This window comes from Variovorax sp. 20P10.2.4 (assembly GCF_058244205.1).
In genome coordinates this window covers 1-22,185 of record NZ_JBZAYE010000054.1, presented here as the reverse complement: position 1 = coordinate 22,185, position 22,185 = coordinate 1, and the positions used below count along the sequence as shown (strand labels likewise).

The window sequence follows — 22,185 nt, the reverse complement described above, 5'->3', positions numbered from 1 at the left end:
AGAGGAAGGCCGTGACCGCCGCATTGGCCCAGGTGAGGTTCACGCCATAGCCGCCGACCAGCGCCGACACCGAGAAGCTGCCGATCGAGTTCGTGCTGAGGCTCAGCAGCACGTAGAGCAGCGTCAGCGTGAGGATCGCGGGCGTGAGGATGCGCACGCCCGCTCCATTGCCGGCCGCGGTCTTCGGCTTGCTCGCGGGCCGCGCGGCGAGCGCCGGCTTCTCACCCGCGAACAGGAAGACCCAGGCCAGCAGCCCCGCGAGGCCGGTGGCGGCGAAGGCCCAGCGCACGCCCAGCGTGCTGGCGATGCCCATCAGCAGGGCGGGCGCGATGGCGCCGCCGACGAAGCCCGCGAAGGTATGGACCGAGAAGGCCTTGCCCATGCGCGCGCTGTCGATGCCGGCCGAGAGCATCGCGTAGTCGGCGGGGTGATAGACGCCGTTGGCGATGCCCGCCAGCGCCATCGCGACGAGCAGCCAGGCGTAGTGGCCCGAGAACGCGAGCGAGCCGAAGGCCGCGCCGCCCAGCAGCAGGCCGGCCATCAGCAGGCGCCGCGCGCCGAAGCGGTCGACCGCGAAGCCCAGCGGCGCCTGCACCAGCGCCGACACCACGTTGAACACGCTGAGCGCGAGGCCGAGCTCGACGAAGCTCAGGCCCCACGCGCCGGGCAACACCGGCAGCAGCGCGGGCAGCGCCATGATGTGCAGGTGGCTGACGAGGTGGGCGGCGGAGACCTGCGCGAGCAGGCCGGTCTTGGGAAGGGGCATGGCCGGGGGCGTCGAAAGGACGGCGCATTGTGCGGCAAGCCCGCCGTCCGCGCTCGCGGCGCCCCGCTCAGGCCATCACTGCACCGCCACGAACTCCCCGCCCTTCACCTGCAGCAGCACGCCGCCGTAGCTCGGGTTGCGCCCCGCGTCCACGCTCCAGGTGCCGTTGCCCAGCACCATCGGCACCTTGTTGAGCTTCGCGAGCTCGTCGCGGATCTTCGTGCGATCGGGGTTCGGGCCCGCGTTCTTCACCGCCTGCACCGCGACCTGGCCCAGCGCGTAGCCCATGCCGGCCCAGTTGTCGGGCACGGCCTTGTACTTGGCCTGGTAGGCCTTCACGAAGGCCTGGTTCATCGGCGAGGGATTGTTGGGCGAATAGTCCGACACGAAGTAGGTGCCCTCGACCGCCTTGCCGCCGGCCTTGATGAAGCCGGCCGAGCCCAGCGTCGACGGGCCGATGAACTTGACCTTCGATTCGAGCCCGGCCTGGCGGATCTGCAGGATCAGGTTGGCCGAGACCTCGGCCGGCGCGGCGATGAAGATGGCGTCGGTGGGCGTGGTCGCGACCTTGGTCGCGAGCGCGAGGAAGTTGGAGTCGGAGGAGATGAACTTCTCGTCGGCCGCGATGGTGACGCCGGCCTTGGTGAAGTAGTCGGCCAGCGCGTTCTTCTGGCCGATGTAGCCGTCGCTGCTCTGGTCGTGCAGCAGCACCACGCGCTTCACGCCGAGCTTCTCCGAGGCCAGCTTGCCGAGGAAGCCCATGATGTCGGTCGGCGTGGCCTGGATCTTGAAGGCCCAGGGGCCGGTGGCGAGGATGCCGGGCGAGCTGCCGATGGCGAGGATCGGCAGCTTGAGGTCGTTGGCCACCGGCGCGCCGGCCAGGGCCTCGGCGCTGACCGTGGGGCCGAGGATCAGCATCACGTTGTCGCGCTTGCCGAACTGGTTGACGAGGTTGATGACCTGGCCCTTGTCGCCCGCGGTGTCGCCCTCGACGATCCTGAACTTGTTGCCGCCGGGCAGCCCCTGCGCGTTGGCTTCCTCCAGCGCGAGCTTCATGGCGTTCTGGATCGGCACGCCGCCGAAGGCGTAGGTGCCGGTCATGGCGTTGAACACGCCGACGGGGATCTCCTTGCCCTGCCCGAAGGCGAGGCCGCTGAAGGCGAGAAGCAGCGCGCCGGCGACGGCGGCTCTGCGATGCATGGTCATGGTGTGTCTCCAAGGGCGCGCGAAGGTGCGCGGTTTTTCTCAGGGGGCCATGGCAGTGTCTTCATGCATCCGGGTTGCGTCAGTCCCCATCACAGGGGACGGACCGACCCGAAGCGGCGCCGAAGCTATTCGGCCACCAGCTGCAGCGGCAGCACGTCGAGCGTGCGCAGCGTGTTGACCGGCCGCCAGCGCGATGCGCCCGCGGGTTCGATGCGCTGCACGCGCCGCACCAGCGCGCCGAGGATGCTCTCGGCCTCGAGCCGCGAGATCATCTGGCCGATGCACACGTGCGCGCCGACGCCGAAGGCGCGGTGCACGCCCGCGGTCTGGCGCGTGACGTCGAAGCGCGCGGGATCGGGCCACTGGCGCGGGTCGCGGTTGGCGGCGCCCATGTGGTAGCCGACCTTGGTGTCGGCGCGCAGCCGCACGCCGCCGAGCTCGACCTCGCCCGTGGTGGTGCGGAACATCACCTGCGCCGGCGACTCCAGGCGCAGCGCCTCCTCGAACGCGCCCTTGATGAGCGCCGGGTTGGCTTTCACGAGCGCGAACTGGTCGGGGTGCTCGGCCAGCAGCTTGAGCGTGGAGCCGATGCCCGCGATGGTGGTGTCGACGCCGGCGCGGAAGAAGGAGCGCACGTGCAGCGGTGCCGTGCCCTTGTCGAAATGGCCCGCGTCCTCGGCCTCGTAGATCTTCTCGGCGAAGCCGCCGGGCAGCGTGTGCTCGCGCTGCAGCACCTGCTGGTACCAGTCCATGATCGGCGCGGCACGCTCGAGCGCCTGCGCCACGCGCTCGTTGTTCGGCCCGAGCTGGTTGAAGTTGAGCTCGCCCGTGAGCTTGATGCGCTCGGGCGGCACCGCGATGCCGAGCACGGCCGGGAACACCTCGAGCACGTAGGCCTCGGTGATGTCGGCCACGCCGTCGACGCGGCCGCGCGCCACCGCGGCCTCGGCGATCTCCTCGGCGCGCTGCGCGAACTTCTCCTTCCAGCTCTTCACGACCAGCGGCGACAGGATGCGCTGCAGCGCGGCGCGCACGCGCGTGTGCTCGGGCGGGTCGATCTCCGAGATCGGGCTGCGCGTGCGCCACGCGCCGGGCTTGCGGATGTCGCTCATGCCCACGCCGCCCTCGACCGTGAAGCGCTCGAAGTCGCTCGCGACGATGCCGGCCTCGGCATGGCGCGTGACGGCGTAGTAGCCGTGCGGCGCGACGTAGACCGCGGGCGCCATCTCGCGCATGCGGTCGAACAGCGGATAGGGATCGGCGATGTTCGCGTCGGAGAACGGATCCTCGTCGAGGACCGGCGCGTCGGGAACGGACAGGGTGGCGGTGGCGTTCATGGGTCGGTCCTCCTCAATCCGCGCTCGGCAGCACGCGAACGGTCATGTCGGCGATGCGCCAGCCCTCGCCGGTGCGCCGGAAGCGCAGCTCGTACTTGCCGAACATCGCGATCTTGCCGGGGCCGTCGCGCCAGTCGGTGATGAGCGCGCGCGCATGGCCGTGGGCCTCGTCGGCGCCTTCGCCGGGCACGGCGTAGAAGTCGGTCATCTGGTGGTGCATGCGCTGCCTGAACTTCTTCTTCATCACCTCTTCCATCAGCGCCAGCAGATGGTCGCGTCCGTGGATGGTTTCGGGCGGCAGGCCGCTGCCGCCCTGCGAGGCGGGTGGCGAGTTGGCGCGGGTCCAGCTGGCGTCCTCGGTGAACAGCTGGGCGAAGTCGGGATCGCCGGCGTCGGCCAGGTGGCCGTAGCGGGCGAACAGGGAACGGATCTCGAGCTCGTCCTCGACGGGCAGTTGCGGAAAGCGCATGGGGTCTCCAGGGTCGGCACAGTGCTTGGCCCAGTGTCCGCAGGCGCGCCGCGCGCGTCTGTCCCCATGCGGGGGACGGCGGCCCCGGGCGCACCCGTACCACCGCAAGGGGACATACAACCAAGGGCCGCATTCCGATGATCGCCGCCATGCTGATGCAACAACTACTCAATGGCGTGGTCGTGGGCAGCGTCTATGCGCTGTTCGCGCTCGGGTTTACCCTTCTGTTCGGGGTCAACCACATCATGAACATGGCCCACGGCTCGGTGTTCATGTGGGGCGCGTTCGCGGGCCTGTACGCCGTCACGGTGCTCGACGCGCCGATCTACGTCGCCCTGCTGATCGGCATGCTCGCGGGCGGGCTGGTGTCGGTGGCGCTCGACCTGTTCGCGTTCCGGCCGCTGCGCCGCCGCGGCGCGCCGGAGTTCTCGGCCATCGTCTCGTCGATCGGCGCCGACCTGGTGCTGCTGGCGCTGGCGCAGAAGCTGTCGAACACGGCCGTGATGCGCTTTCCCTTCGACGCCTTCCCGGTGGTCATCTACACCATCGGCGGCGTGCGCGTGCAGCTGCTGCAGCTGGTGATCGTGGCGCTGGTGGTGGCAATGGTGTTCGGCCTCGTCTGGTACCTCTACCGCACCGGCTTCGGCCAGCGCATCCGCTGCGTCGCCTATTCGGAGCAGACCTCGCGCTTGCTGGGCATCAACCCCGGGCCGGTGAACATGCAGGTGTTCCTGATCTCGGGCGCGCTCGCGGGCATGGCCGGCGTGCTGATCGGGCTGGTCTTCAACTCGGTGCACTTCGCGATGGGCGAGCCGCTGCTGCTGCGCGCCTTCGTGATCATCATCCTCGGCGGGCTCGGCAGCATTCCGGGCGCGCTGATCGCGGGGCTCGCGATCGGCATCGTGCAGACGCTCGCGGTGGCCTACGTCTCCTCGGGCGTGGCGGAGGCGATCGTCTTCACCGCGCTGTTCGTCGTCATCCTGGTCCGGCCCACCGGCCTGTTCGGTCAATCGTCCGCCGCCATGCGGGTGCAACGCGCATGATGAACTTCTTCTACACCTACCAGTCGTTGTTCGACCACATCCTGGTCTACGCGATGCTCGCGATGAGCCAGTACGTGGTGCTGCGCGCGGGCGTGTTCTCGCTCGGCAGCGCGGGCTTCGCCGCCATCGGCGCCTATGGCTGCGCGCTGCTGGTGGTCAAGGCCGGCTGGCCGCCGCTGGCGGCGATCGCCGCGGGCACCGCGCTCGGCGGCCTCGCGAGTGCCGTGCTGGCTTTCCCGCTGTCGCGGCTGCGCGGCGTGTTCCAGGCGGTCGCCACCCTGGCCATGGTGCAGATCGTGCTGTCGGCCACGCAGAACTGGACCAGCGTGACCAACGGCGCGATCGGCATCAGCGGCATTCCCAAGGTGGCCGGCACCGGCGAGCTGCTGCTGATCGTGGTCGTGGTGGTCGCGCTGCTGGCCGCGATGGGCCGCCACAGCATCGGCCGCGCGATGGACGTGATCCGCGAGGACGAGACCGTGGCCGTGTCGCTCGGCATCTCCGTGCCCTACCACCAGCGCATCGCGTTCATCCTCTCGGGCCTGCTCGCGGGCCTGGGCGGCGCGCTGCAGGCCTCGAGCAGCTACGCCATCACGCCCGGCGAATTCGGCTTCGGCATGCTGGTGGCGGTACTCGCGATGGTGGTGCTCGGCGGGCGCACCTCGGTGTGGGGCGCGCTCGTGGGCGCGGCCATCCTCACCACCCTGCCCGAGCTGTTCCGCGTGTTCGCCGACTACCGCAACGTGGTGCAGGGCATCCTGCTGATGCTGGTGATCGTCTACCTGCCGCGCGGCGTGGCCGACACCGCGATCGCGCTGCTGCACGACCGCCGGCTGCGGCGCCAGGCGGGCCATGCGCCGCGCCCGCCCGCGGCACCGGCGGTGCCCAAGGCGCCCATCGTCAAGACATCGATCGAAGGAGGCGTGCGCCCATGACCGCGACCCTGGTTCTCGAAGGCGTGGCCCGCCATTTCGGCGGCGTGCCGGCCGTCGACGGCCTGAGCCTGCAGGTGCCGGCCGGCCAGATCACCGGCCTGATCGGCCCCAACGGCGCGGGCAAGACCACGGTGGTCAACCTGATCACCGGGCTGCTGCACCTGACCGCGGGCCGGGTGCTGCTCGAGGGCCGCGACGTGTCGCGCGACGAGGCGCCCACGCTCGCGCGCGCCGGCGTGGCGCGCACCTTCCAGAACATCCGGCTGGTGCCCGACGCGAGCGTGCGCGAGAACGTGGTGGCGGGTTTCCATCGGCACGAGAAGTCCGGCCTGTGGGCCAACCTGCTGGGCCTGCCGTCGGCGCGCGCCGAGGCGCGCGAGCTCGATGCGCGCGCGATGGAGCTGCTCGAGCGCTTCGGCATGGCCGCGCTGGCCGAGCACCGCGCGGGCAGCCTGTCGTACGGCCATCAGCGGCGCATCGAGATGATGCGCGCGCTGGCCACCAGCCCGAAGCTGCTGCTGCTCGACGAGCCCGTGGCCGGCATGAACGACGCCGAGGCCGAGAGCCTCGCCGGCATCTTCCGCAACGTGGCCGCGAGTGGCGTGGCGGTGCTGCTGATCGAGCACAACATGCGCTTCGTCATGTCGCTGTGCTCGCACCTGTACGTGCTGGCCTCGGGCCGGCTGATCGCCGACGGCCAGCCCGAGGCGGTGGGTCGCGACCCGAAGGTCGTCGAAGCCTATCTGGGAGCCTGAACCATGCTCGAGATCCGAAACCTCGACGTCCACTACCGCGGCATCCAGGCGTTGCGCGGCGTGAGCCTCCATGTGAAGCAGGGCGAGATCTTCGCGCTGATCGGCCCCAACGGCGCCGGCAAGTCGAGCCTGGTGAACGCGCTCTCGGGCCTCGTGCCCACGGGCGGCGAGATCCGCTTCGAGGGCCAGCCGCTGGGCCGCATGCCCGCGCACCTGCGTTCGCGCGCCGGCATCATCCAGGTGCCCGAAGGCCGGCGCGTGATCGCGCCCTTGTCGGTGGCCGAGAACCTCGAACTCGGCCGCCAGGCCGCCGGCGTGCGCGGCAGCGACGCGCAGGACCTGGAGCGCGTGCACGCGCTGTTCCCGGTGCTCAAGGACCGACGCCACCAGCTCTCGGGTTCGCTGTCGGGCGGCCAGCAGCAGATGCTCGCGATCGGCCGCGCGCTGATGGCGCGCCCGCGCGTGCTGATGCTCGACGAGCCCAGTCTCGGGCTCGCGCCCGTGATCATCAAGGAGGTGTTCCGCGCGCTGGTGCAGCTCAACCGCGAGGGCATGACCATCCTGCTGGTGGAGCAGAACGCGCGCCTCGCGCTGCAGACCGCGCACCGTGCCGCGGTGCTCGAGCAGGGGCGCATCGTGCATGAGGGCATGGCGAGCGAGCTGGCGAACGATCCGGTGATTGCGGACCATTACTTCGGGCGTGCCGGCCTGATCGCCTGATCGGCACGGGCAGGCTCAGGCGGTGGTGATCGTCTTCGGCTCGAGGAAGGCCTCGAGCCCGAACACCCCGAACTCACGCCCGACACCCGACTGCTTGACCCCGCCGAAGGGCGCGAGCAGGTCGGGTGCGATGCGGTTGACGAGCACCGTACCGGCCTCGAGGCGTTCGGCGACGCGGCCGGCGCGCCGCGCATCGGACGAGAACACGTAGGCCTGCAGTCCGTAGGGCGAGTCGTTGGCGATCGCGACGGCCTCGTCCTCGCCCTCGTAGCCCAGCACCGACAGCACCGGCCCGAAGATCTCCTCGCGCGCGATGTCCATGTCGTTGCGCACATCGGCAAACACCGTGGGCCTGACGTACCAGCCGCGCGACAGCCCCTCGGGCCGGCCCTCGCCGCCGGCGACGAGCGTCGCGCCCTGTTCCTTGCCGCGCCGGATGAAGCGCTGGATGCGCTCGAACTGGGCCGCGTTCAACAGCGGCCCGATCGCCGTGGCCGGATCGCGCGGATCGCCCACGCGCAACGCTGTTGCGATGGCGGCGATGCGCTCGATCGCTTCCCGCATGCGCGCACGCGGGATCAGGAGCCGTGTGCCCGCCACGCAGGCCTGGCCGTTGTTCATGAAGGCCGCGTTGAGCGCCAGCGGCAGCGCGCTCGCGAAGTCGGCATCGTCGAGCACGATCGAGGCCGACTTGCCGGTGAGCGCGAGGCTCACGCGCTTCATGGTGTCGAGCGCGGCGCGCGCGATCAGCTTGCCCGTGGGCGTCGAGCCCGTGAACGACAGCTTCGCGATGCCGGGATGGGTGGCGATCTCGTCGCCCACGTCGGCGCCGCGGCCGAGCAGCACATTGAACGCGCCCGCGGGCAGGCCCGCGTCGTGCAGCGCCTGGGTCACCACCTGGGCCTGGATCGGCCCCAGCTCGCTGGGCTTGATGACCGACGCGCAGCCCGCCGCGATCGCCGAGGCGAGCTTGCTGCAGACCGAGCCGGCGACGCTGTTCCACGGCGCGATCAGCCCGGCCACGCCGACCGGCGCCATCGTCACCGTGGATTCGCCCACGCGGCGCGTGAACTCGAAGGCCTCGAGCGTGCGCGCCGCGTTGGCGAAGCATTGCGAGGCGTAGTCGCTGACCCACTGCGCGCGCGCGAGCGGGCCGCCGTACTCCTCGATGGTCGCGTCGCGGATCGCGTCGGTGCGCGCGAGCACGGCGGTGCGCAGCCGCTCGAGCATCTCGATGCGCTCGGCCTTGCCGGTGGCGGCCAGCGCGGGCTGGGCGCGCTGCGCGGCCGCGATGGCGCGCTTCGCGTCGTCGCGGTTGGCGAGCGTCGCGCTGCCGATGCGCTGTTCGGTCGCGGGGTTGGCGATCTCCACGACCTCGGTGCCCTGCACGGGCACGAAGGCGCCGTCGATGTAGGCCTTGTCGATGTTCCACATGGTGCTGACTCCTGACGGGTGCCGCCGGATGGCGGGTTGAAAGCAGTCTAGGAATCCGTCGTCGTTTTGAGAATCCGATCAAAATGAGATGACTCATCCAGAAATTCGGAACAATGCACAAGAGCGGCCTGATCGAACTCGAGGTGGTGCTGGCCGTCGCGCGGCGCCAGGGCTTTCGCGCCGCGGCGGTGGAGCTCGAGATGTCGACCACCGCCGTCAGCAACGCGGTGTCGAGCCTCGAGGCCCGGCTCGGCGCGCGGCTGTTCCATCGCACCACGCGCAGCGTCTCGCTGACCGAGGCCGGCCGTCAGTTCGTCGAGCAGATCGCCCCGGCCGTCACGAACATCCGCGATGCGATGGACAGCGTCGGCGAGCGCCGCGCCACGCTGGGTGGCACCCTGCGCATCAACAGCGCGCTGGGCGCGGCGCTGATGGTGTTTCGGCCGCTCGTGGCGGAGTTCCTGCGCCGTCATCCGGGCGTGACCGTCGACATCGTCACCGAGGGCCGCATGGTCGACATCGTCGCCGAGGGTTTCGACGCCGGCCTGCGCCTCGCGCCGCTGGTGCCGCGCGACATGGTCCGCGTGCCGCTCGGCGGCAGCCTGCGCATGGCCGTGGTGGCGTCGGCCGAGTACTTCGCGAACCGCCCCCGGCCCGAGGTGCCGTCCGACCTGATGCAACACGCCTGCATCCGCGCGCGCCTGCCGAGCGGCGTGCCCTCACCGTGGGAGTTCGCGCAGGGCGGCGAACCTTTCACTGTCGATGTGCCGGGGCCGCTGGTGCTCGATGCGCCGATGCTGATGCTGGAGGCGGTGCGGCAAGGGGTGGGCGTGGCGCAGTTGGCCGAGTGGTATGTGGCGGAGGACATCGCCAGCGGTCGGCTGGTGCGCGTGCTCGAGGAGTGGACGGTGCCGGTGCCTGGGTTGTGCCTTTATTACGCGGGGCATCGGCATTTGCCTGCGGCGCTGCGGGCGTTGGTGGATTTGGTGCATGAGCTGCGGGCGAAAGAGGAGGAGCGAAACGCTGGGGCAAGGCCGGTGAAGCGAAAGTCCTCGAGGGACGTGGCGAAGTCGTCACGGCGGTCCGGACCGTGAGCTGCAGGTGGTTTGCGATGCGCAAACTGCTCTTGCAATTTGCGGAGTGACTTCCGGGGAGGATGTCTGGAAGTCCGCTGCGGACGTGATTGCGCGGAAACGTAGAGGCTCAGCCTCACCCGCCAAGGACAAAGCGTGCCTGCTCCTTGCGCAGCATCTGATAGGGGTTCATGAACTCGATGCCCAGCCCGACGCAGACATTGGGAATCTTGATGCGCTTGAGTGTCGACGACGCGACCTCGTGCGTGACCACCGTGTGTCGGCCCGCCAGCGCCGCCGCGACAAGCCAGAAGTCCGCCACCTGCAAGAAGGTGTTGACTGCCGCGGGATCGAAACCCTGCCTGACCACCCAGCCACTCACAGCGGGAGCGGCCGTCAGCACGTCGGCATCGGTCGGTACGAAGAATCCATCGCCCTGCGCTTCGGCCCAGGACGTCAACTCGTCGGCCCCTGCGGTCAACTCGTCGCCTACCTGTCGAATGCTGTACAGCCTGCCTGCGCCATGCGTCTGAGTGAGCCATTCCCAGAAGGCGGGACAGAAATCGAAACCATATTGCAGGTTCTTGGCCTGGATGAAGACGTTGGCGTCGAGCAGGTAGGCCATCAGGTCGGGAACCCCAGGGTTCGTCCCAGCTCGTTGAAGGTGCTTGGCTTGGCGATGCCGAGCATGCGGAACGCATCGCGGTACAGCGTGCGTCCTTCCAGGGTGCTGGCCACCAAGGTTTGCGCAAAGCGCTTGCTGACGCGGGCAACGGTGGTTCGATAGAAGTCGCCGCCGCCGGCATTGCGCTGAGTCAAGGCCTTCAGGCGTGCTTCCTCGGCGCGGTAGGCGACCCAGAACGCACTCCTGTCCAGCCAGCCCACGTCCAGCATGCGCCGCAGCAACACCAGCGTGCTCACCTTGAAATGCCGGGCCAGACGCTGCAAGGCCAGATCCAGTGCCTCGTCACGTTGCAGCGCTGCGCGGAACTCGGCTTGAGGAACCAGCAACTCGGCTGCCACGCGGTTGCACCAGGTCTCGATCGCGTGATTGGAAGTCTCGACCATCGCAGCATCGGACAGGGCGGTTTGGCCCAGCCACAGATGGGCCAACTCATGCGCCAGGGTGAACATCTGCGCGGCCTTGCTGTCTGCCCCGTTGATGAACACGAGCGGTGCGAGCGCGTCTGCCAACACGAAACCTCGAAACTCCTGAGGGTCCAGATGGCGCGTGTTGTTGTTCATCACGACGCCGCTGACCATCACCATCACCCCGGCTTGTTCGGCCTGCGCAATGAACAACCGCAGAGCCTCTGCCCAGCTCGGACATTCGCGACGCGCATCCACGCTGAAGCCCAGGGTCTGGCGAATGAGTTGGGCGGCTTCTGTCGTCGGGGTGGCCAGCGTTGCGCTTCCGACGAACGGCAGGGGGGTCTCGCCATGGATGACGGCCTCGTCCCGATACCAGGTCTGCCGTGTCTGGCAGGTGTAGATGACGTCCAGCAGGTCGGCGCTCAATCGGGGCAAGCCCTGACGCATGGTCCGAAAATCCGGGATGGGAACAGCTTCCTGTGGTGGTGCCGGCAGGAAGAAATAGCCCAGCGGGGCGTGAGTGGCCTGGGCGTAGTGTTCCAGTTGTCGCAGTGTCGGATGTGTCTCGCCTGCCTCCCAGCCCGGCAACTGCGGAAAGCGCGCCGCCAACACGGCTTCGTCCATCCGCGCGCGCTGGCGCGCCCAGACGAAAAGAGCGGGTTGAACGGGGACGCGGATCATGGATGGAGCTTATCGCAAGGCGAACATGCGAAGGCTGGTGCCGGGCCTCGGAACATCCTGTCGCCGACGGACGGGCGGAAGAACGGACTGACTGGCGCTGATTGGCCGGACGGCGTGTGCGCCGCCTCAATTGATCTTGCAGTCGTAGATGACTGAGGCACCTAGCGTGGTCCGACCTCGGCCCTGCAATGTTCGCGACGGCGACTCGCCTCCGTATGACGGGCGAAGAAGATATCTTTCAATCCTGTGCAGAGTTCGCGCCGCGTGAAGCGCGTAACTCCAACGCCTGCTGCGCCGCTTCCTTGGCATGCGCCACGAACGCCGCCACCTCACCCTGCCGCGACGCCAGATCGTCCACCGCATGCCCCAGATAGGCCTCCCTCGCCCGCGCGATCAACGGCCGCAGTTCATCAGGCAGCCGTTCGATCACCCACGCCGCAGCCGCATCCTTCGAAGCAATGCCACCGGTCGCGGCACTGAACCAGATGCGCGCCAGCGCGAGCACCACGTTGCGCTCGTCGCCATCCCAGTCCGCGGGTTCGTTCCAGATGCCGATGGTGTCGTGCAGCGCCTGTGCGAAGTCGCTCGCGGGCACCGGATCGAACAAGGTCTCGGCGGCGGGGCCGATCAGCGCGACGCTGTGCTGCCTGGCCTTGGTCAGCAGGATCGCGAGGTCGCGGTCGACCTCGGGCGCGTCGAAGATGCCGGCCTTCAACGCGTCGCGCAGCCATTCGCCGAACTGCAGTTCGCGCTGCGGCGGGTAGCGCCAGGGCAGCACCTCGTCGTGCACGACGATCGTCACCTCGAGCGGTCGCAGCGCCGCGTCGGCACCGGGCGGGGCCGACACCGAAAGCAGATCGGTCATCAGCGCTTGCCGGGTCGCGGCCGTCAGCGGAGCGGTCACGCAGACCAGCAGGTCGATATCGCTCTCGGGCTGGAGGCCACCATCGACGGCCGAGCCGAACAGGTGCAGGGATTCGATGCGGCCGGGCAGGTGGCGTTCGAGCACGACGCGCGAGAGCGAGAGTTGCGGTGCGATGTCGATGGGGAGCAATGCGGTCATCGGGGCAGGGGGCTGGGTGGAGCGGCAAAGCGCCTATTCGAGCGTCCTCCACCCCTGCGTGCAATCGTGCACCTGCCCATACCAGGGGCATTCCTTTTTCCGAAGCCGCGCAGGCTCCTAGAGATCGAGCACCAAGGCCGGGCTGCAGGCGCGGGAGCAGCACACCATCATCGTCTTGTGGCTGGCCCGCTCGGCATCGGTCAAGATCTCGTCGCGGTGGTCCGGGATGCCTTCGAGCACGCGGACCTCGCAGGCGCCGCAGATGCCTTGCCGGCACGAGTAATCCACGTCCACGCCGGCCTCGAGCAATGCGTCGAGGGTGCTCATGTCCGGTTTCACGAGCACGCGTCGATTGCTCTTCGCGAGCCGGACCTCGAAGCTGCCCGCATCCGCGGGCGGTGCGGCGGCGCCGAAGCGTTCCATGTGCACGCGCGCCGGATCGAGATCCCGCGTCGCCTCGGCGAAGGCATCCAGCATGCCCGCGGGACCGCAGCAATAGAAATGCGCTCCGGGCTCCGCCTTTGCCACGAGCGCGGCCAGGTCGAGGCGTCCGGCGGTCTCGCTGTCGTGCAGGCGGACCCGGTCGCCCAGCTGTCGAAGCTCGCGCACGAAGGGGGCCGCCGCGGTACCGCGCGCGGCATAGTGCAGTCGCCAGGAGCGGCCCGCGCGCTCGAGCGCACGCGCCATCGGAAGCAGCGGCGTGATGCCGATGCCTCCCGCGATCAGCACGGCGGGACCCGTGTCGTCGGCCAGGGCGAAATGATTGCGCGGTGCCGAGACCCGGATCAGGTCGCCGACACGAAGCCGCTCGTGCACATGGGCGGAGCCACCCTGGCCGGATGGCTCGCGCTTCACGGCCAGCACGTAGATGCCTTCGTCGCCACGCACGACGGAGTACGGGCGGGTCAGGCCATCGCGCAGGCGCACGTCGACGTGGGCGCCCGGCGACGCCGGGGGGAGTTCCAGGCCGTCGACGCCGCTCAGCTCCATGCTGAGCACGTCGGGCGATTCCAGGCGCATGGCGCTCACCTGAACCCGCAGGAGCTCGTCGGCCTGCGAGGGGGTGTCGGTGGTCGTTTGCTGCATGTCCATTCGAGGCCGCATCGGATGCGGCCTCGTCATCCTTCCTCGTTACTGCTGCACGGCCAGGCCGGCTGCCTTGATCACCTTGCTGAACTTGGTGACGTCCTTCTCGAGCCACTTGCGCGCCTCGGCGGAGCCCACGAAGGTGGGCTGCACGTCGAGGTCGTTGAGCTTCTTCACGATCTCGGGGTCCTTCATCGTGGTCTGCAGCGCGGACTCGAGCTTGGCGATCACCGGTGCCGGCGTGCCCGCGGGCGCCGACAGGGTCACGAGCTGCTCGTTGTCGTCCATCTCCGCGTAGCCCTGTTCGCCCGTCGTGCCGACCTGGGGCATGGCCTTCAGTCGTTCATGGCGCTGCACGGCGATGTTGTGGATGCCGTTGCCCTCGAAGTTGCGCACGATGGTGCTGTAGGGCAGCGCGCAGGCCTGCACCTCGCCGGCCTTCAGCGCGGTGAGGGCCGGTGCCACGCCGTTGTAGGGCACGTGGATCACGTTGAGCGCGGTCCCGGTCTTCGTCTTGACCAGGCCCTTGAACATCTCGAGCTGGAGGTGGTTCAGTCCGCTCACGCCCGTCGTGCAGAAGCTCAGGCCGCCGGCCCTTTCGTGCGAGAGCTTCACCAGTTCGGGCAGGGTCTTGGCCTGCACCGACGCGTTGGTCGCGAACAGCGAGGTGTAGACGGCCACGCCGCCCAGCGGGGCATAGTCCTTCAGCTGGTATTCGAAGTTCGGAACGATCAGGTTCAGGAAGCCGAAGGCCGAGCCGGAGGCGATGAACAGCGTGTACCCGTCCGGCTTGGCCTGGGCGACGTAGCGCGCTCCCACGGCGCTGCCGGCGCCGGGGCGGTTCACCACCAGCACCGGCTGGCCGAGCAGGTCGCGCAGCTTCTCGGCGATGACGCGCGCCGTCGCATCGAGGCTGCCGCCGGGCGCGAAGGGCACGATGATGCTCACCGGCTGCCTGGGGTAATCGGTCTCGGCCGCCTGGCTCTGCGCGAGGCCGAGGCTGAAGAGGCCGGCCAGAACAATGGAACGGATCAGCGCTCGCGCGCCGGGTCGGGCATGGGGGGATTTCATCGTGGGTCTCCTGGTGTTTGGCATGTAGGGGCGGGGCAGCGGGGCGTGGGCGCCTCTTGTGCTGCCGTCGTTTGCAACCGGTTCAGGCCGAGGCGGCTGGCAGATCCTTGGGACGCGCGGTGCCCATGAGCTCGTCGGACTCGGTGGGGTCGAGGCTTTCGGGCAGAACCGTCTGGGTGGCGCGAACGCTGTAGAGGTACGGATGGTCGGGTCCGACGGGCCGCTGGCCGTCCACGCAGGCGCGCGCCGCCTCCATGAGCGAGCGGCGCATCGCGACCACGGCACGGTCGCTGCTCCCCAGGTGCTCGCGGGTGCGGTCCACGATGGGACCTGCCGACTCCGACACCATCGCGTCCTGCGCGCGGATGCCCGCGATGCCCGTGAAGGAGACGGTCTTCTGCTGCTGCCGATCGATCAGGTAGTCGTTGTCCAGCCGCTCGGTGGGACGCGTGGTGCCGGGAATCACCCGGCGGTGCGCGTAGTCGCCATTGCGCCAGGCCGTGAGCTCCTTCTCCTCCAGCGGACGGTCCGGCCGGAAGGTGGCGCACAGCACCCAGCAGCGCTCGTCGTTCATCGGCACCCACATGCGCACCAGCCGGGCCTCGGCGGGGTGCGGCGGAATCATCGTGTAGAACGGCAGCAGGAACTGGTTCACGCGCCAGTAGCGCTGGCTCTCGTCGACGCGACGGCCATTGCAGGCCAGGAAGCCGGAAGGCGTCGGCACGATCTTCCACAGCGGCGCCTTGTCGTTCTTGAAGAAGCGCCCCGTCAGCGCGCGGTCGTCGTCGTGGGTCTTGTCGACGAGGCTGTGCAGGAAGCCCACGTGCGCGCTGTCGAGCTCTCCCTCCATGGCCTGCGCATAGTTGCAATCCTGTTCCCAGCGCGAGACGTAGACGTGCGAGGAAGGCAGCCCGAGCCATTCGAAGTCGGGCAGCGGCGGCATCTTGTCGGGCTCGCCCATGTAGACCCAGAGCACGCCGCCGGCGATGCGTGCCGGGTAGGCGCGCGCGCGCACCTTGCATCGCATGGGGCTGTCGGATGCCTCGGTCGGCATGTCGAGGCACTCGCCATCGACGCCGAATTTCCAGCCGTGGTAGACGCAGCGAACGCCGCCTTCCTCGTTGCGTCCGAAGAAGAGGCTGGCGCCGCGGTGCGGGCAGTGCTGGTCGAGCACGCCGACCCGGCCTTCGGTGTCGCGGAACACCACGAGTGCTTCGCCGAGCAGTTGCAGGCGCACCGGCGCCTCGTCGGCGGCCGGCACTTCGGCCTCGGTCATGGCCGGTGTCCAGAAGCAGCGCATCAGTTGGCCCATGGGGGTGTCGGGGCCGGTGCGGGTCAGGAGGTCGTTGTTTTCTTTGCTGAGCATGGTTCGCGTGGGGTTGTCTTGGAATGGAGGAAGTCAGTCCGCGGGATCGGCGTCGAGGCTGTCGTCGCCCATGCGCGGCAGGTTCTCGATCAGCTGGTGCAGGTCCGCGCGCAATCGCTTGACCTGTGCCGCGCTCATGCCGTGGGTCAGGCGCGTCTCGCGCTGCAGCGAGGTGCTGTAGAGCTCCTGCGAGAGCGAGCGCCCGGTTTCGGTCAGGCTGATCGTCATCTCCCGCCCATGCCGGGCGAGAACGACCAGGCCCTGCTGGCTCAGGACCTGGAGGCTTCGGCTGGCCGCTGCCTTGTCGACATCGGCGGCGGCGGCCACGAACGCGGCGCTGCATTCGTGCTCGACGCCCAGCGCCAGCAGCAGCCGGTATTCGGTGGTCCCGATGTCCCAGCGCTGCATGTAGTAGCTCGAAGCGCTGCGGCTCAACCGCACGGACAGGCTCGTGACCAGCCAGCCGATGAAGTCGGTGGCGAGCCCGGGCACCGGGCGTCCCACGACGGGGTCATGGCCGTCGTGTCTGCGCTCCTGCGTCCTGGCGGGAGGGCTGGCGCGCTGGGCGCGCCGAGGTGCGGAAGGCGTTTTCTTGGCCGGCATGGTGAGTTCGGAAGCTTGCGAAACGCTGATTGTTGATCTATCAACGTTGATGTGTCAACAATGAATTCGGCGGGTCCCCGATGCACGCGTCGGCGCCGCTCAGTCGGCCGTGGCGCCGGTCGCCTTGATCACGGGCGCCCACTTGAGGATGTCGCTGCGGATCCGCTGGTCGTACTCCTGGGGCGAGGAGCCCACGGGGTCGAGGCCCATCGTCAGCAGTCGGTCGGCGAAGGCCTTTGTCCGCACCGATCGCGCGATGTCGGAACTGATCCTGGCGATGACGGCGGAGGGCGTGCCCGCGGGCGCGACCAGGCCGACGCTGCTGGTGGCCGAGACATCGGGAACCGTCTCCGCGACCACGGGAATGTCGGGCACGCTGGCTGGCCGCTTCGGGCTGAACAGGGCGATCGGCTTGAGCTTGCCGGCCTTGATGAGCGCCTCGCTGGCGTAGTACGTGTCCATCAGCAGGGGCACCTGGCCGCCCATCACGTCCTGCTGCGCGGGAGCGCCTCCGCGGTAGGGGACATGCACGATGTTCACGCCGGTCCTGGATTTGAGAAGCTCCATGACGAGGTGATGGGCCGTGCCGCTGCCGGGACTGGCATAGCTGAGCTTGCCGGGGTCCTTGCGCGCGAGTTCGAGCACCTCCTGCAGGGTGTTGGCCGGCAGCGATGGATTGGCCACGAGGATGATGTGCTGCACGCCGATCTCCGAGATCGGCAGCAGATCCTTCAGGGTGTCGTAGGGAAGGTTCGGGCGCAGCGTGGGATTGATGGCATGCGAGGACACCACGATCCCGAGGGTGTAGCCGTCGGGCTGTGCCTTCGCCACCGTGTTGGTTGCCAGCACGGTCCCGGCACCGGGCCTGTTGTCCGCGATGACCGGCTGTCTCCAGAGTTCGCCGAGGTGCTGGCCGACCAGCCGGCCCTGCGAGTCGGTGGATCCTCCCGGCGGAAAGGGAATGATCAGCCGGACCGGATGGTTGGGCCAGGGGTCCTGCGCGCGGGCTGCCCAGGGGCCGAACGCCAGTGGCAGCAGGAAGAGCGCGGAGCGGCTTCTGTATTTCATGGGGGTCTGTCTCCTGTGAATGTTCTGTCTCTTGCTCGGCAAGGCGCCATCCATCCAAGCATCCGGTCCCGGTCCGTCTCGGCCCGAAACCGCGCCTTGATACTTGCATTATGAAAATAAAAAACCAAGCCCGCAATCGGTGTTTGGCATCCCAGGACGGACTGGCGAGGCGGTCCAGGGCGACCGCGCTCGACCGGATCGCTGCGCTATCCTCGGAAACCCTTGCTCAAGCAGCTCGCGCTGGCAGTCATGGCCTCAAAGAAGAAGCTTCCCCTGGAGAACTGGATCTCCTACCGTTTCGGCCTGGTGGCCTCTCGCGTCGGCGCGGTGATGGCCGCCAAGTACGTCGAACAGCACCAGCTCACGATGCCGGCCTGGCGCTCGTTGGCCGTGATCGCTCGCTATGGGCCTCTTTCGGCGGGCGAGCTGGGCGCCAAGACCTCCTCGGATCCCTATCGGGTGGTGCGTTCCATCGATCTGCTGGTGAAGCGGGGCCTGATCACGCGCGAAGCGGACCCCGCCGACCGCCGGCGCGCCAGCCTTCAACTGACCTCGCAGGGCCGCTCGACCTACGACGAGATCGAGCAGGGCGCGATGACCAACGAATTCTTCCTGCGCGCGGGGCTGACCAGCCAGGAAGTGCGCAGCCTCGAGAGCATCCTGGAACGCATCGATGCGCAGGTGGCGGCGCTCGCGCAAGGCGTGCTGGTCACGAGGCAAGGCGAAGACGATTGAAGGGTCCGCGCTCGCGCCATGCGGGCACGGCGCATCGTTTCTCGCGGGCATGAACCGACTTGCGAGGCGACATAATCATTTGCATAATGCAATTAATTGATCCCGATCACGGGGTCGAGGCAATGTCGCCAGCGCCCACTTCGCAAGCCCTCATCCATGAACGACACCGCGTCTCCTCGTCAGCAACCGATCGTGTTTCTCGGCAAGCGCCAGCAGGGCGGTGGCTATGGCAAGCAGCCCGGGCGTTCCGACGACTTCCTGACCTTGGTGGAACCGGGAACGCCGTGCGGGGAGCTGATGCGCCGCTACTGGCATCCGGTCGGCATCTCGGCCAAGGTCACGAGCGATCCGGCGAAGGTGCGGATCCTCGGGGAGGACCTGATCCTCTTTCGCGATGGCAAGGGTCGCGCGGGATTGCTGCACGAGCATTGCGCGCACCGTGGAAGTTCGCTGTACTACGGCAAGGTCGAGGACGAAGGGATCCGCTGCTGCTATCACGGTTGGCTGTTCGCCGTGGACGGCGCATGCGTCGAGCAACCGTGCGAGCCCGGCGGCGGGCAGCATCGCGACAAGTGCCGGCAGCCCTGGTATCCGGTGGAGGAGCGCTACGGCCTGGTGTTCGCCTACATGGGGCCGCTCGATGCGATGCCCCCGCTGCCGCACTATGACGTCCTGGAGGAACTGGGCCCGGACGAGGAGCTGCAGCAGGAGGACAAGAGCTTCTACATCGGCGGCGGCACGACGGCCGAGAACCCCGTCGCGCCCTACAGCTGGCTGCAGAACTTCGAGAACGTGATGGATCCCTTCCATGTCGTGATCCTGCATTCCCGCTTCAGCGGCGTGCAGTTCAGGCAGCAGATGGCCGTCATGCCGAATGTCGAGTGGGAACTGTGCGACCACGGCGTGATGTATCGCTCGGTCCGCAAGACCGAGTCGGGCGTGCTCACGCGCATCACGCAAACCCTTCTGCCGAACGTGCGCATCGTTCCCTCGATCGAGCTCACGCCCGGCAAGGGCCGCGAGGTGGCGTGGCTGGTTCCCGTCGACAGCCATCACCACCGCTCGTTCGGCGTGGCCAGGGTGCCGAAGAACGAGGAACCGCTCTATTCACGCCGCTCGCGGATGGCGACGCACGAGGGCAAGACGTGGTGGGAGATGAGCGAACAGGAGCACAAGCAGTTTCCCGACGACTATGAAGCGCAGTCCAGCCAGGGGAGCATCCCGGCCCACAGCGACGAGCACCTCGCGACGAGCGACAAGGGCGTCGTGATGCTGAGGCGGCTCCTGACCCGGCAGATCCGCGCGATCCAGGAAGGCGCCATCCCCGAGGGCACCGGGCCCGAGTCGCAACGAGTGATCGTGCGGGCGGGCAACTACTTCGAGTGAGGGTCGATTGCGCGGACCATGGCTCCGTCCCGAAGGACTCGCATCTCGCGCTGGCTAGCGCGTCGCGATCAACAGCAGACCGGCCGCCGCCAGCGCCGCGGTCCAGCCCAGTCGCAACACCCGGCCCTCGAGCAGCCGCGGATGCCGCGCGATGCCGCGGCACACGCCGGTGGCGATCAGCCCGGTGGCCAGCAGCATCGCCGCCGTGTGCACCGCGACCGCGGCGAGCGCCAGCGCCATCGAGCCCGATGCGGTGATGGCTCGCGCGGGATCGCCGGCGAGGCACAGCGGCACGAGCGCGGGCACCAGCATGAGCCCGGCGCCGTGCGCGGTCGCCATCACGAAGGACCAGCCCGCGAGGCCTGCATGGCTGGCGCGCCATCCCATGGTGGAGCGGCCGGCGCGCAGCAACCGGTAGGCCGCTGCGAAGAGGAGCAGCGCACCAGCCAGCACCTGCACCAGCGCACGGTCCAGCCATAGCCCCTGCGCGACGACCAAGGCCACGATCGCGACCGATGCGAAATGCCCCACGGCGATCGGCAGCAGCGCGCGCCGTGCCCTGCCATCGTCACGCGCCTGCACGCCCCAGGCCGCGGCAAACATCCAGCCATTGGCCGGACTCAGCCCATGGAAGGCGCCGAGTCCCGCGACGGCCAGCCAGGGCCAGAGCGCGGTCATGGAACATGCCTCGCGTCGGGTCTCAGCCGCGCGATCCGCAGCACGCATCCGCCGCGGGCCGCGTCTCGTAGCGGTCGTGATGACGCACCCATGCCATCGTGTGCTCGAGCCCTTCCTCGTCGCGCCCCTTGGGCACGAGGTCGATCAGCGGATAGGCGCCCATCATCACTTCCACGCCGCGGCCATAGCGCGAGTAGGTGTGGAACACCTGGCCCGACGCGTCCTTGTGGAACACGCTGATGCCCGGCGCCTCGGCCTGCGGAAAGGGCTGCATGGCGAAGTTGTAGTAGACCGAGCCGCTCGCGAATTCCTCGGGCGTGAAGCTGACGTGGAAGTCGTGGTTGAAGTCGTTGCGCGCCGACGAGACCCACTTGAACCGCCAGCCCATGCGTTCGCGAAAGCGCTCGATCTCGGGCAGCGTATTGCGCGAGACCACGAGCAGCGTGACGTCGCGCGCGGCCAGGTGCGGGGCGGCGCCGTCGTTGTGGTCGGCCATGTACGAGCAGCTCGGGCAGCCCTGTTCCCAGCCGGGCGCGAACATGAAGTGCTGCACCAGCAGCTGGCTGCGGCCCTCGAACAGGTCGGCCAGCGCGCACGGGCCGTCGGGCGTGTCGAACACGTAGTCCTTCTCGACACGCACCCAGGGCAGCGCGCGGCGTTCGCGCGCGATCTGGTCGCCCAGTCGCGTGAGTTCCTTCTCGCGCTCCAGCAGGCCGCGGCGCGCCTCGGTCCATTGCGCCCTGGAGACGACGGCGTGCTGCGCCGTGCCTGCTTCGGTGGTCGTTGCATTCATCGGATGCTCCTTGCTTGAGGTTCGGTGGATCAGTGCGCGGGCCGGCGCACCGCGCGGACCTTGCCGCTAGGGCCGCCGCCGCAGTAGAAGAGGCCGGCACCATCGGACTCGAGCCCGCTGACGCCGGTGCCGCGCGGCATCTCGAGCCGCTCGAGCACCTCGCCGCTGCGCGGGTCGATGCGGCGGATGTCGCTCTCCTCGGCTTCCCAGGTGCCGTGCCACAGCTCGCCGTCGACCCAGGTCACGCCGGTCACGAAGCGGTTGCACTCGATGGTGCGGCGCACGGCGCCGGTCGCGGGATCGATCTCGTGGATCTTGCGGTCGCGGTACTGGCCCACCCACAGGCTGCCCTCGGCCCAGGTGAGGCCCGAGTCGCTGCCCTGGCCGGGCGCGGGGATCGAGGCCAGCACTTGGCCGGTGGCGGGATCGATCTTGTCGATGCGGGCTTCGGCGATCTGGTAGAGGTGGGTGCCGTCGAAGGCCGTGCCGGCATCGCAGGTGCGGTCCAGCGCCTTGGTGGTCTCGCCGCTGTCGGGGTCGAAGGCCACCAGCTTCTCGCCGGTGGCGGCCCAGACGCGCTGGCCGTCGTGGGTCACGCCGTGCACCTGGGTGGCGCCCGCGAAGGGCCCGTACTCGCGCACGATCTCGGCCGCCCGGGCCCTGGAACTGTCGTGGATGGTCTTGGCTGTCATGGTTGGCTCCTTGGGAGGGCACCGGACATCGGCGCCTTGGAGACAACTCTATGCAATCGCGAGCGTGGAGGGGAGTAACAAGATCGTCGTGAAACCAGCCAGCGGCGGCGCCAGCCAGCGGCGCGCGCGAGTC

23 protein-coding genes are annotated in these 22,185 nt (G+C 68.8%); 7 read left to right on the top strand and 16 right to left on the bottom strand.

Annotated elements, in window-relative coordinates:
• The 4 genes from AC27VN_RS08155 to AC27VN_RS08140 all read right to left on the bottom strand — a co-directional run.
• A partial coding sequence (locus AC27VN_RS08155) for an MFS transporter (protein WP_490876209.1) occupies positions 1–766 on the bottom strand: 766 nt, incomplete at its 3' end.
• Positions 767–841: 75 nt separating this feature from the next.
• Entirely contained in the window at positions 842–1,972 is a 1,131-nt protein-coding gene (locus AC27VN_RS08150; RefSeq protein ID WP_490876208.1) for an ABC transporter substrate-binding protein, read from the bottom strand.
• A gap of 125 nt (positions 1,973–2,097) precedes the next feature.
• Positions 2,098–3,309: a cytochrome P450 gene (locus AC27VN_RS08145; protein ID WP_479669458.1), complete on the bottom strand. Its 1,212-nt coding sequence runs from the start codon at positions 3,307–3,309 to the stop codon at positions 2,098–2,100.
• 13 nt (positions 3,310–3,322) lie between these two features.
• Positions 3,323–3,778 carry a nuclear transport factor 2 family protein gene (locus AC27VN_RS08140; protein WP_398495726.1) on the bottom strand — a complete coding sequence of 152 codons (456 nt, stop codon included), beginning with the start codon at positions 3,776–3,778 and terminating at the stop codon, positions 3,323–3,325.
• 137 nt (positions 3,779–3,915) lie between these two features.
• Between AC27VN_RS08140 and AC27VN_RS08135 the strand changes: the two genes are divergently transcribed.
• From AC27VN_RS08135 to AC27VN_RS08120, 4 genes are read left to right on the top strand one after another with little or no spacing between them, the layout of a single operon-like run.
• Positions 3,916–4,821, top strand: coding sequence for a branched-chain amino acid ABC transporter permease (locus tag AC27VN_RS08135; RefSeq protein ID WP_256222704.1), 906 nt, complete (start codon positions 3,916–3,918; stop codon positions 4,819–4,821).
• Positions 4,821–5,756 (top strand): branched-chain amino acid ABC transporter permease, encoded by a 936-nt coding sequence (locus AC27VN_RS08130; protein ID WP_490876207.1) that lies wholly within the window; start codon positions 4,821–4,823, stop codon positions 5,754–5,756. The genes AC27VN_RS08135 and AC27VN_RS08130 overlap by 1 nt, the downstream gene beginning before the upstream one ends.
• The gene (locus AC27VN_RS08125) at positions 5,753–6,511 is read left to right on the top strand and encodes an ABC transporter ATP-binding protein (RefSeq protein ID WP_490876206.1); all 759 of its coding nucleotides are present in this window, start codon (positions 5,753–5,755) and stop codon (positions 6,509–6,511) included. The genes AC27VN_RS08130 and AC27VN_RS08125 overlap by 4 nt, the downstream gene beginning before the upstream one ends.
• Before the next feature lie 3 nt (positions 6,512–6,514).
• A complete protein-coding gene (locus tag AC27VN_RS08120; protein ID WP_490876205.1) occupies positions 6,515–7,231 on the top strand; it encodes an ABC transporter ATP-binding protein in 717 nt (238 codons plus the stop codon).
• Between the two features lie 15 nt (positions 7,232–7,246).
• On the opposite strand, the gene AC27VN_RS08115 is transcribed toward AC27VN_RS08120, so the two are convergent.
• The gene (locus AC27VN_RS08115; protein ID WP_490876204.1) at positions 7,247–8,665 is read right to left on the bottom strand and encodes an aldehyde dehydrogenase family protein; all 1,419 of its coding nucleotides are present in this window, start codon (positions 8,663–8,665) and stop codon (positions 7,247–7,249) included.
• Positions 8,666–8,808: 143 nt separating this feature from the next.
• Here AC27VN_RS08115 and AC27VN_RS08110 point away from each other — a divergent pair, with 143 nt between their 5' ends.
• Positions 8,809–9,759, top strand: coding sequence for a LysR family transcriptional regulator (locus AC27VN_RS08110; protein WP_490876203.1), 951 nt, complete (start codon positions 8,809–8,811; stop codon positions 9,757–9,759).
• 115 nt (positions 9,760–9,874) lie between these two features.
• On the opposite strand, the gene AC27VN_RS08105 is transcribed toward AC27VN_RS08110, so the two are convergent.
• The 8 genes from AC27VN_RS08105 to AC27VN_RS08070 all read right to left on the bottom strand — a co-directional run bounded on the left by AC27VN_RS08105 (position 9,875) and on the right by AC27VN_RS08070 (position 17,768).
• Entirely contained in the window at positions 9,875–10,363 is a 489-nt protein-coding gene (locus AC27VN_RS08105) for a DUF4411 family protein (RefSeq protein WP_490876202.1), read from the bottom strand.
• Positions 10,363–11,511, bottom strand: coding sequence for an ImmA/IrrE family metallo-endopeptidase (locus AC27VN_RS08100; RefSeq protein WP_490876201.1), 1,149 nt, complete (start codon positions 11,509–11,511; stop codon positions 10,363–10,365). Before AC27VN_RS08100 ends, AC27VN_RS08105 begins: the two co-directional genes overlap by 1 nt.
• Positions 11,512–11,749: 238 nt before the next feature.
• Positions 11,750–12,574 carry an AadA family aminoglycoside 3''-O-nucleotidyltransferase gene (locus AC27VN_RS08095; protein ID WP_490876200.1) on the bottom strand — a complete coding sequence of 275 codons (825 nt, stop codon included), beginning with the start codon at positions 12,572–12,574 and terminating at the stop codon, positions 11,750–11,752.
• Between the two features lie 117 nt (positions 12,575–12,691).
• Positions 12,692–13,660 carry a PDR/VanB family oxidoreductase gene (locus AC27VN_RS08090; RefSeq protein WP_490876199.1) on the bottom strand — a complete coding sequence of 323 codons (969 nt, stop codon included), beginning with the start codon at positions 13,658–13,660 and terminating at the stop codon, positions 12,692–12,694.
• 45 nt (positions 13,661–13,705) lie between these two features.
• The gene (locus tag AC27VN_RS08085) at positions 13,706–14,731 is read right to left on the bottom strand and encodes a Bug family tripartite tricarboxylate transporter substrate binding protein (RefSeq protein WP_490876198.1); all 1,026 of its coding nucleotides are present in this window, start codon (positions 14,729–14,731) and stop codon (positions 13,706–13,708) included.
• An 82-nt stretch (positions 14,732–14,813) separates the two neighbouring features.
• Complete coding sequence (locus tag AC27VN_RS08080) at positions 14,814–16,097, bottom strand: Rieske 2Fe-2S domain-containing protein (protein WP_490876197.1); 1,284 nt, start codon at positions 16,095–16,097, stop codon at positions 14,814–14,816.
• Between the two features lie 33 nt (positions 16,098–16,130).
• Positions 16,131–16,700, bottom strand: coding sequence for a MarR family winged helix-turn-helix transcriptional regulator (locus AC27VN_RS08075; protein WP_172705342.1), 570 nt, complete (start codon positions 16,698–16,700; stop codon positions 16,131–16,133).
• 99 nt (positions 16,701–16,799) lie between these two features.
• Positions 16,800–17,768, bottom strand: a complete 969-nt coding sequence (locus AC27VN_RS08070) for a Bug family tripartite tricarboxylate transporter substrate binding protein (protein WP_490876196.1) — start codon at positions 17,766–17,768, stop codon at positions 16,800–16,802.
• Between the two features lie 249 nt (positions 17,769–18,017).
• Here AC27VN_RS08070 and AC27VN_RS08065 point away from each other — a divergent pair, with 249 nt between their 5' ends.
• Together AC27VN_RS08065 and AC27VN_RS08060 are read left to right on the top strand one after the other, a co-directional pair.
• Complete coding sequence (locus AC27VN_RS08065; RefSeq protein ID WP_490876195.1) at positions 18,018–18,503, top strand: MarR family winged helix-turn-helix transcriptional regulator; 486 nt, start codon at positions 18,018–18,020, stop codon at positions 18,501–18,503.
• A gap of 156 nt (positions 18,504–18,659) precedes the next feature.
• Complete coding sequence (locus AC27VN_RS08060; RefSeq protein ID WP_490876194.1) at positions 18,660–19,889, top strand: Rieske 2Fe-2S domain-containing protein; 1,230 nt, start codon at positions 18,660–18,662, stop codon at positions 19,887–19,889.
• A 54-nt stretch (positions 19,890–19,943) separates the two neighbouring features.
• Here the strand turns inward: AC27VN_RS08060 and AC27VN_RS08055 are convergent, their stop codons facing one another.
• The 3 genes from AC27VN_RS08055 to AC27VN_RS08045 are packed head-to-tail and all read right to left on the bottom strand — an operon-like array spanning position 19,944 to position 22,052.
• Complete coding sequence (locus AC27VN_RS08055; RefSeq protein ID WP_490876193.1) at positions 19,944–20,567, bottom strand: hypothetical protein; 624 nt, start codon at positions 20,565–20,567, stop codon at positions 19,944–19,946.
• Between the two features lie 22 nt (positions 20,568–20,589).
• Positions 20,590–21,360 (bottom strand): DUF899 domain-containing protein, encoded by a 771-nt coding sequence (locus AC27VN_RS08050; protein WP_490876192.1) that lies wholly within the window; start codon positions 21,358–21,360, stop codon positions 20,590–20,592.
• A gap of 29 nt (positions 21,361–21,389) precedes the next feature.
• Positions 21,390–22,052: a Vgb family protein gene (locus tag AC27VN_RS08045; protein ID WP_431514410.1), complete on the bottom strand. Its 663-nt coding sequence runs from the start codon at positions 22,050–22,052 to the stop codon at positions 21,390–21,392.
• Positions 22,053–22,185: the final 133 nt, after the last annotated feature.

Excerpts from the sequence above, each read along its gene's own strand:
- AC27VN_RS08095 (WP_490876200.1), bottom strand. The coding sequence starts at position 12,574 with ATGACCGCATTGCTCCCCATCGACATCGCACCGCAACTCTCGCTCTCG.
- AC27VN_RS08060 (WP_490876194.1), top strand. The coding sequence starts at position 18,660 with ATGAACGACACCGCGTCTCCTCGTCAGCAACCGATCGTGTTTCTCGGC.
- AC27VN_RS08145 (WP_479669458.1), bottom strand. The coding sequence starts at position 3,309 with ATGAACGCCACCGCCACCCTGTCCGTTCCCGACGCGCCGGTCCTCGAC.
- AC27VN_RS08130 (WP_490876207.1), top strand. The coding sequence starts at position 4,821 with ATGAACTTCTTCTACACCTACCAGTCGTTGTTCGACCACATCCTGGTC.
- AC27VN_RS08120 (WP_490876205.1), top strand. The coding sequence starts at position 6,515 with ATGCTCGAGATCCGAAACCTCGACGTCCACTACCGCGGCATCCAGGCG.
- AC27VN_RS08065 (WP_490876195.1), top strand. The coding sequence starts at position 18,018 with ATGGCCTCAAAGAAGAAGCTTCCCCTGGAGAACTGGATCTCCTACCGT.
- AC27VN_RS08075 (WP_172705342.1), bottom strand. The coding sequence starts at position 16,700 with ATGCCGGCCAAGAAAACGCCTTCCGCACCTCGGCGCGCCCAGCGCGCC.
- AC27VN_RS08050 (WP_490876192.1), bottom strand. The coding sequence starts at position 21,360 with ATGAATGCAACGACCACCGAAGCAGGCACGGCGCAGCACGCCGTCGTC.
- AC27VN_RS08115 (WP_490876204.1), bottom strand. The coding sequence starts at position 8,665 with ATGTGGAACATCGACAAGGCCTACATCGACGGCGCCTTCGTGCCCGTG.
- AC27VN_RS08105 (WP_490876202.1), bottom strand. The coding sequence starts at position 10,363 with ATGGCCTACCTGCTCGACGCCAACGTCTTCATCCAGGCCAAGAACCTG.
- AC27VN_RS08125 (WP_490876206.1), top strand. The coding sequence starts at position 5,753 with ATGACCGCGACCCTGGTTCTCGAAGGCGTGGCCCGCCATTTCGGCGGC.
- AC27VN_RS08090 (WP_490876199.1), bottom strand. The coding sequence starts at position 13,660 with ATGCAGCAAACGACCACCGACACCCCCTCGCAGGCCGACGAGCTCCTG.
- AC27VN_RS08085 (WP_490876198.1), bottom strand. The coding sequence starts at position 14,731 with ATGAAATCCCCCCATGCCCGACCCGGCGCGCGAGCGCTGATCCGTTCC.
- AC27VN_RS08070 (WP_490876196.1), bottom strand. The coding sequence starts at position 17,768 with ATGAAATACAGAAGCCGCTCCGCGCTCTTCCTGCTGCCACTGGCGTTC.
- AC27VN_RS08055 (WP_490876193.1), bottom strand. The coding sequence starts at position 20,567 with ATGACCGCGCTCTGGCCCTGGCTGGCCGTCGCGGGACTCGGCGCCTTC.
- AC27VN_RS08135 (WP_256222704.1), top strand. The coding sequence starts at position 3,916 with ATGATCGCCGCCATGCTGATGCAACAACTACTCAATGGCGTGGTCGTG.
- AC27VN_RS08150 (WP_490876208.1), bottom strand. The coding sequence starts at position 1,972 with ATGACCATGCATCGCAGAGCCGCCGTCGCCGGCGCGCTGCTTCTCGCC.
- AC27VN_RS08140 (WP_398495726.1), bottom strand. The coding sequence starts at position 3,778 with ATGCGCTTTCCGCAACTGCCCGTCGAGGACGAGCTCGAGATCCGTTCC.
- AC27VN_RS08045 (WP_431514410.1), bottom strand. The coding sequence starts at position 22,052 with ATGACAGCCAAGACCATCCACGACAGTTCCAGGGCCCGGGCGGCCGAG.
- AC27VN_RS08100 (WP_490876201.1), bottom strand. The coding sequence starts at position 11,511 with ATGATCCGCGTCCCCGTTCAACCCGCTCTTTTCGTCTGGGCGCGCCAG.
- AC27VN_RS08080 (WP_490876197.1), bottom strand. The coding sequence starts at position 16,097 with ATGCTCAGCAAAGAAAACAACGACCTCCTGACCCGCACCGGCCCCGAC.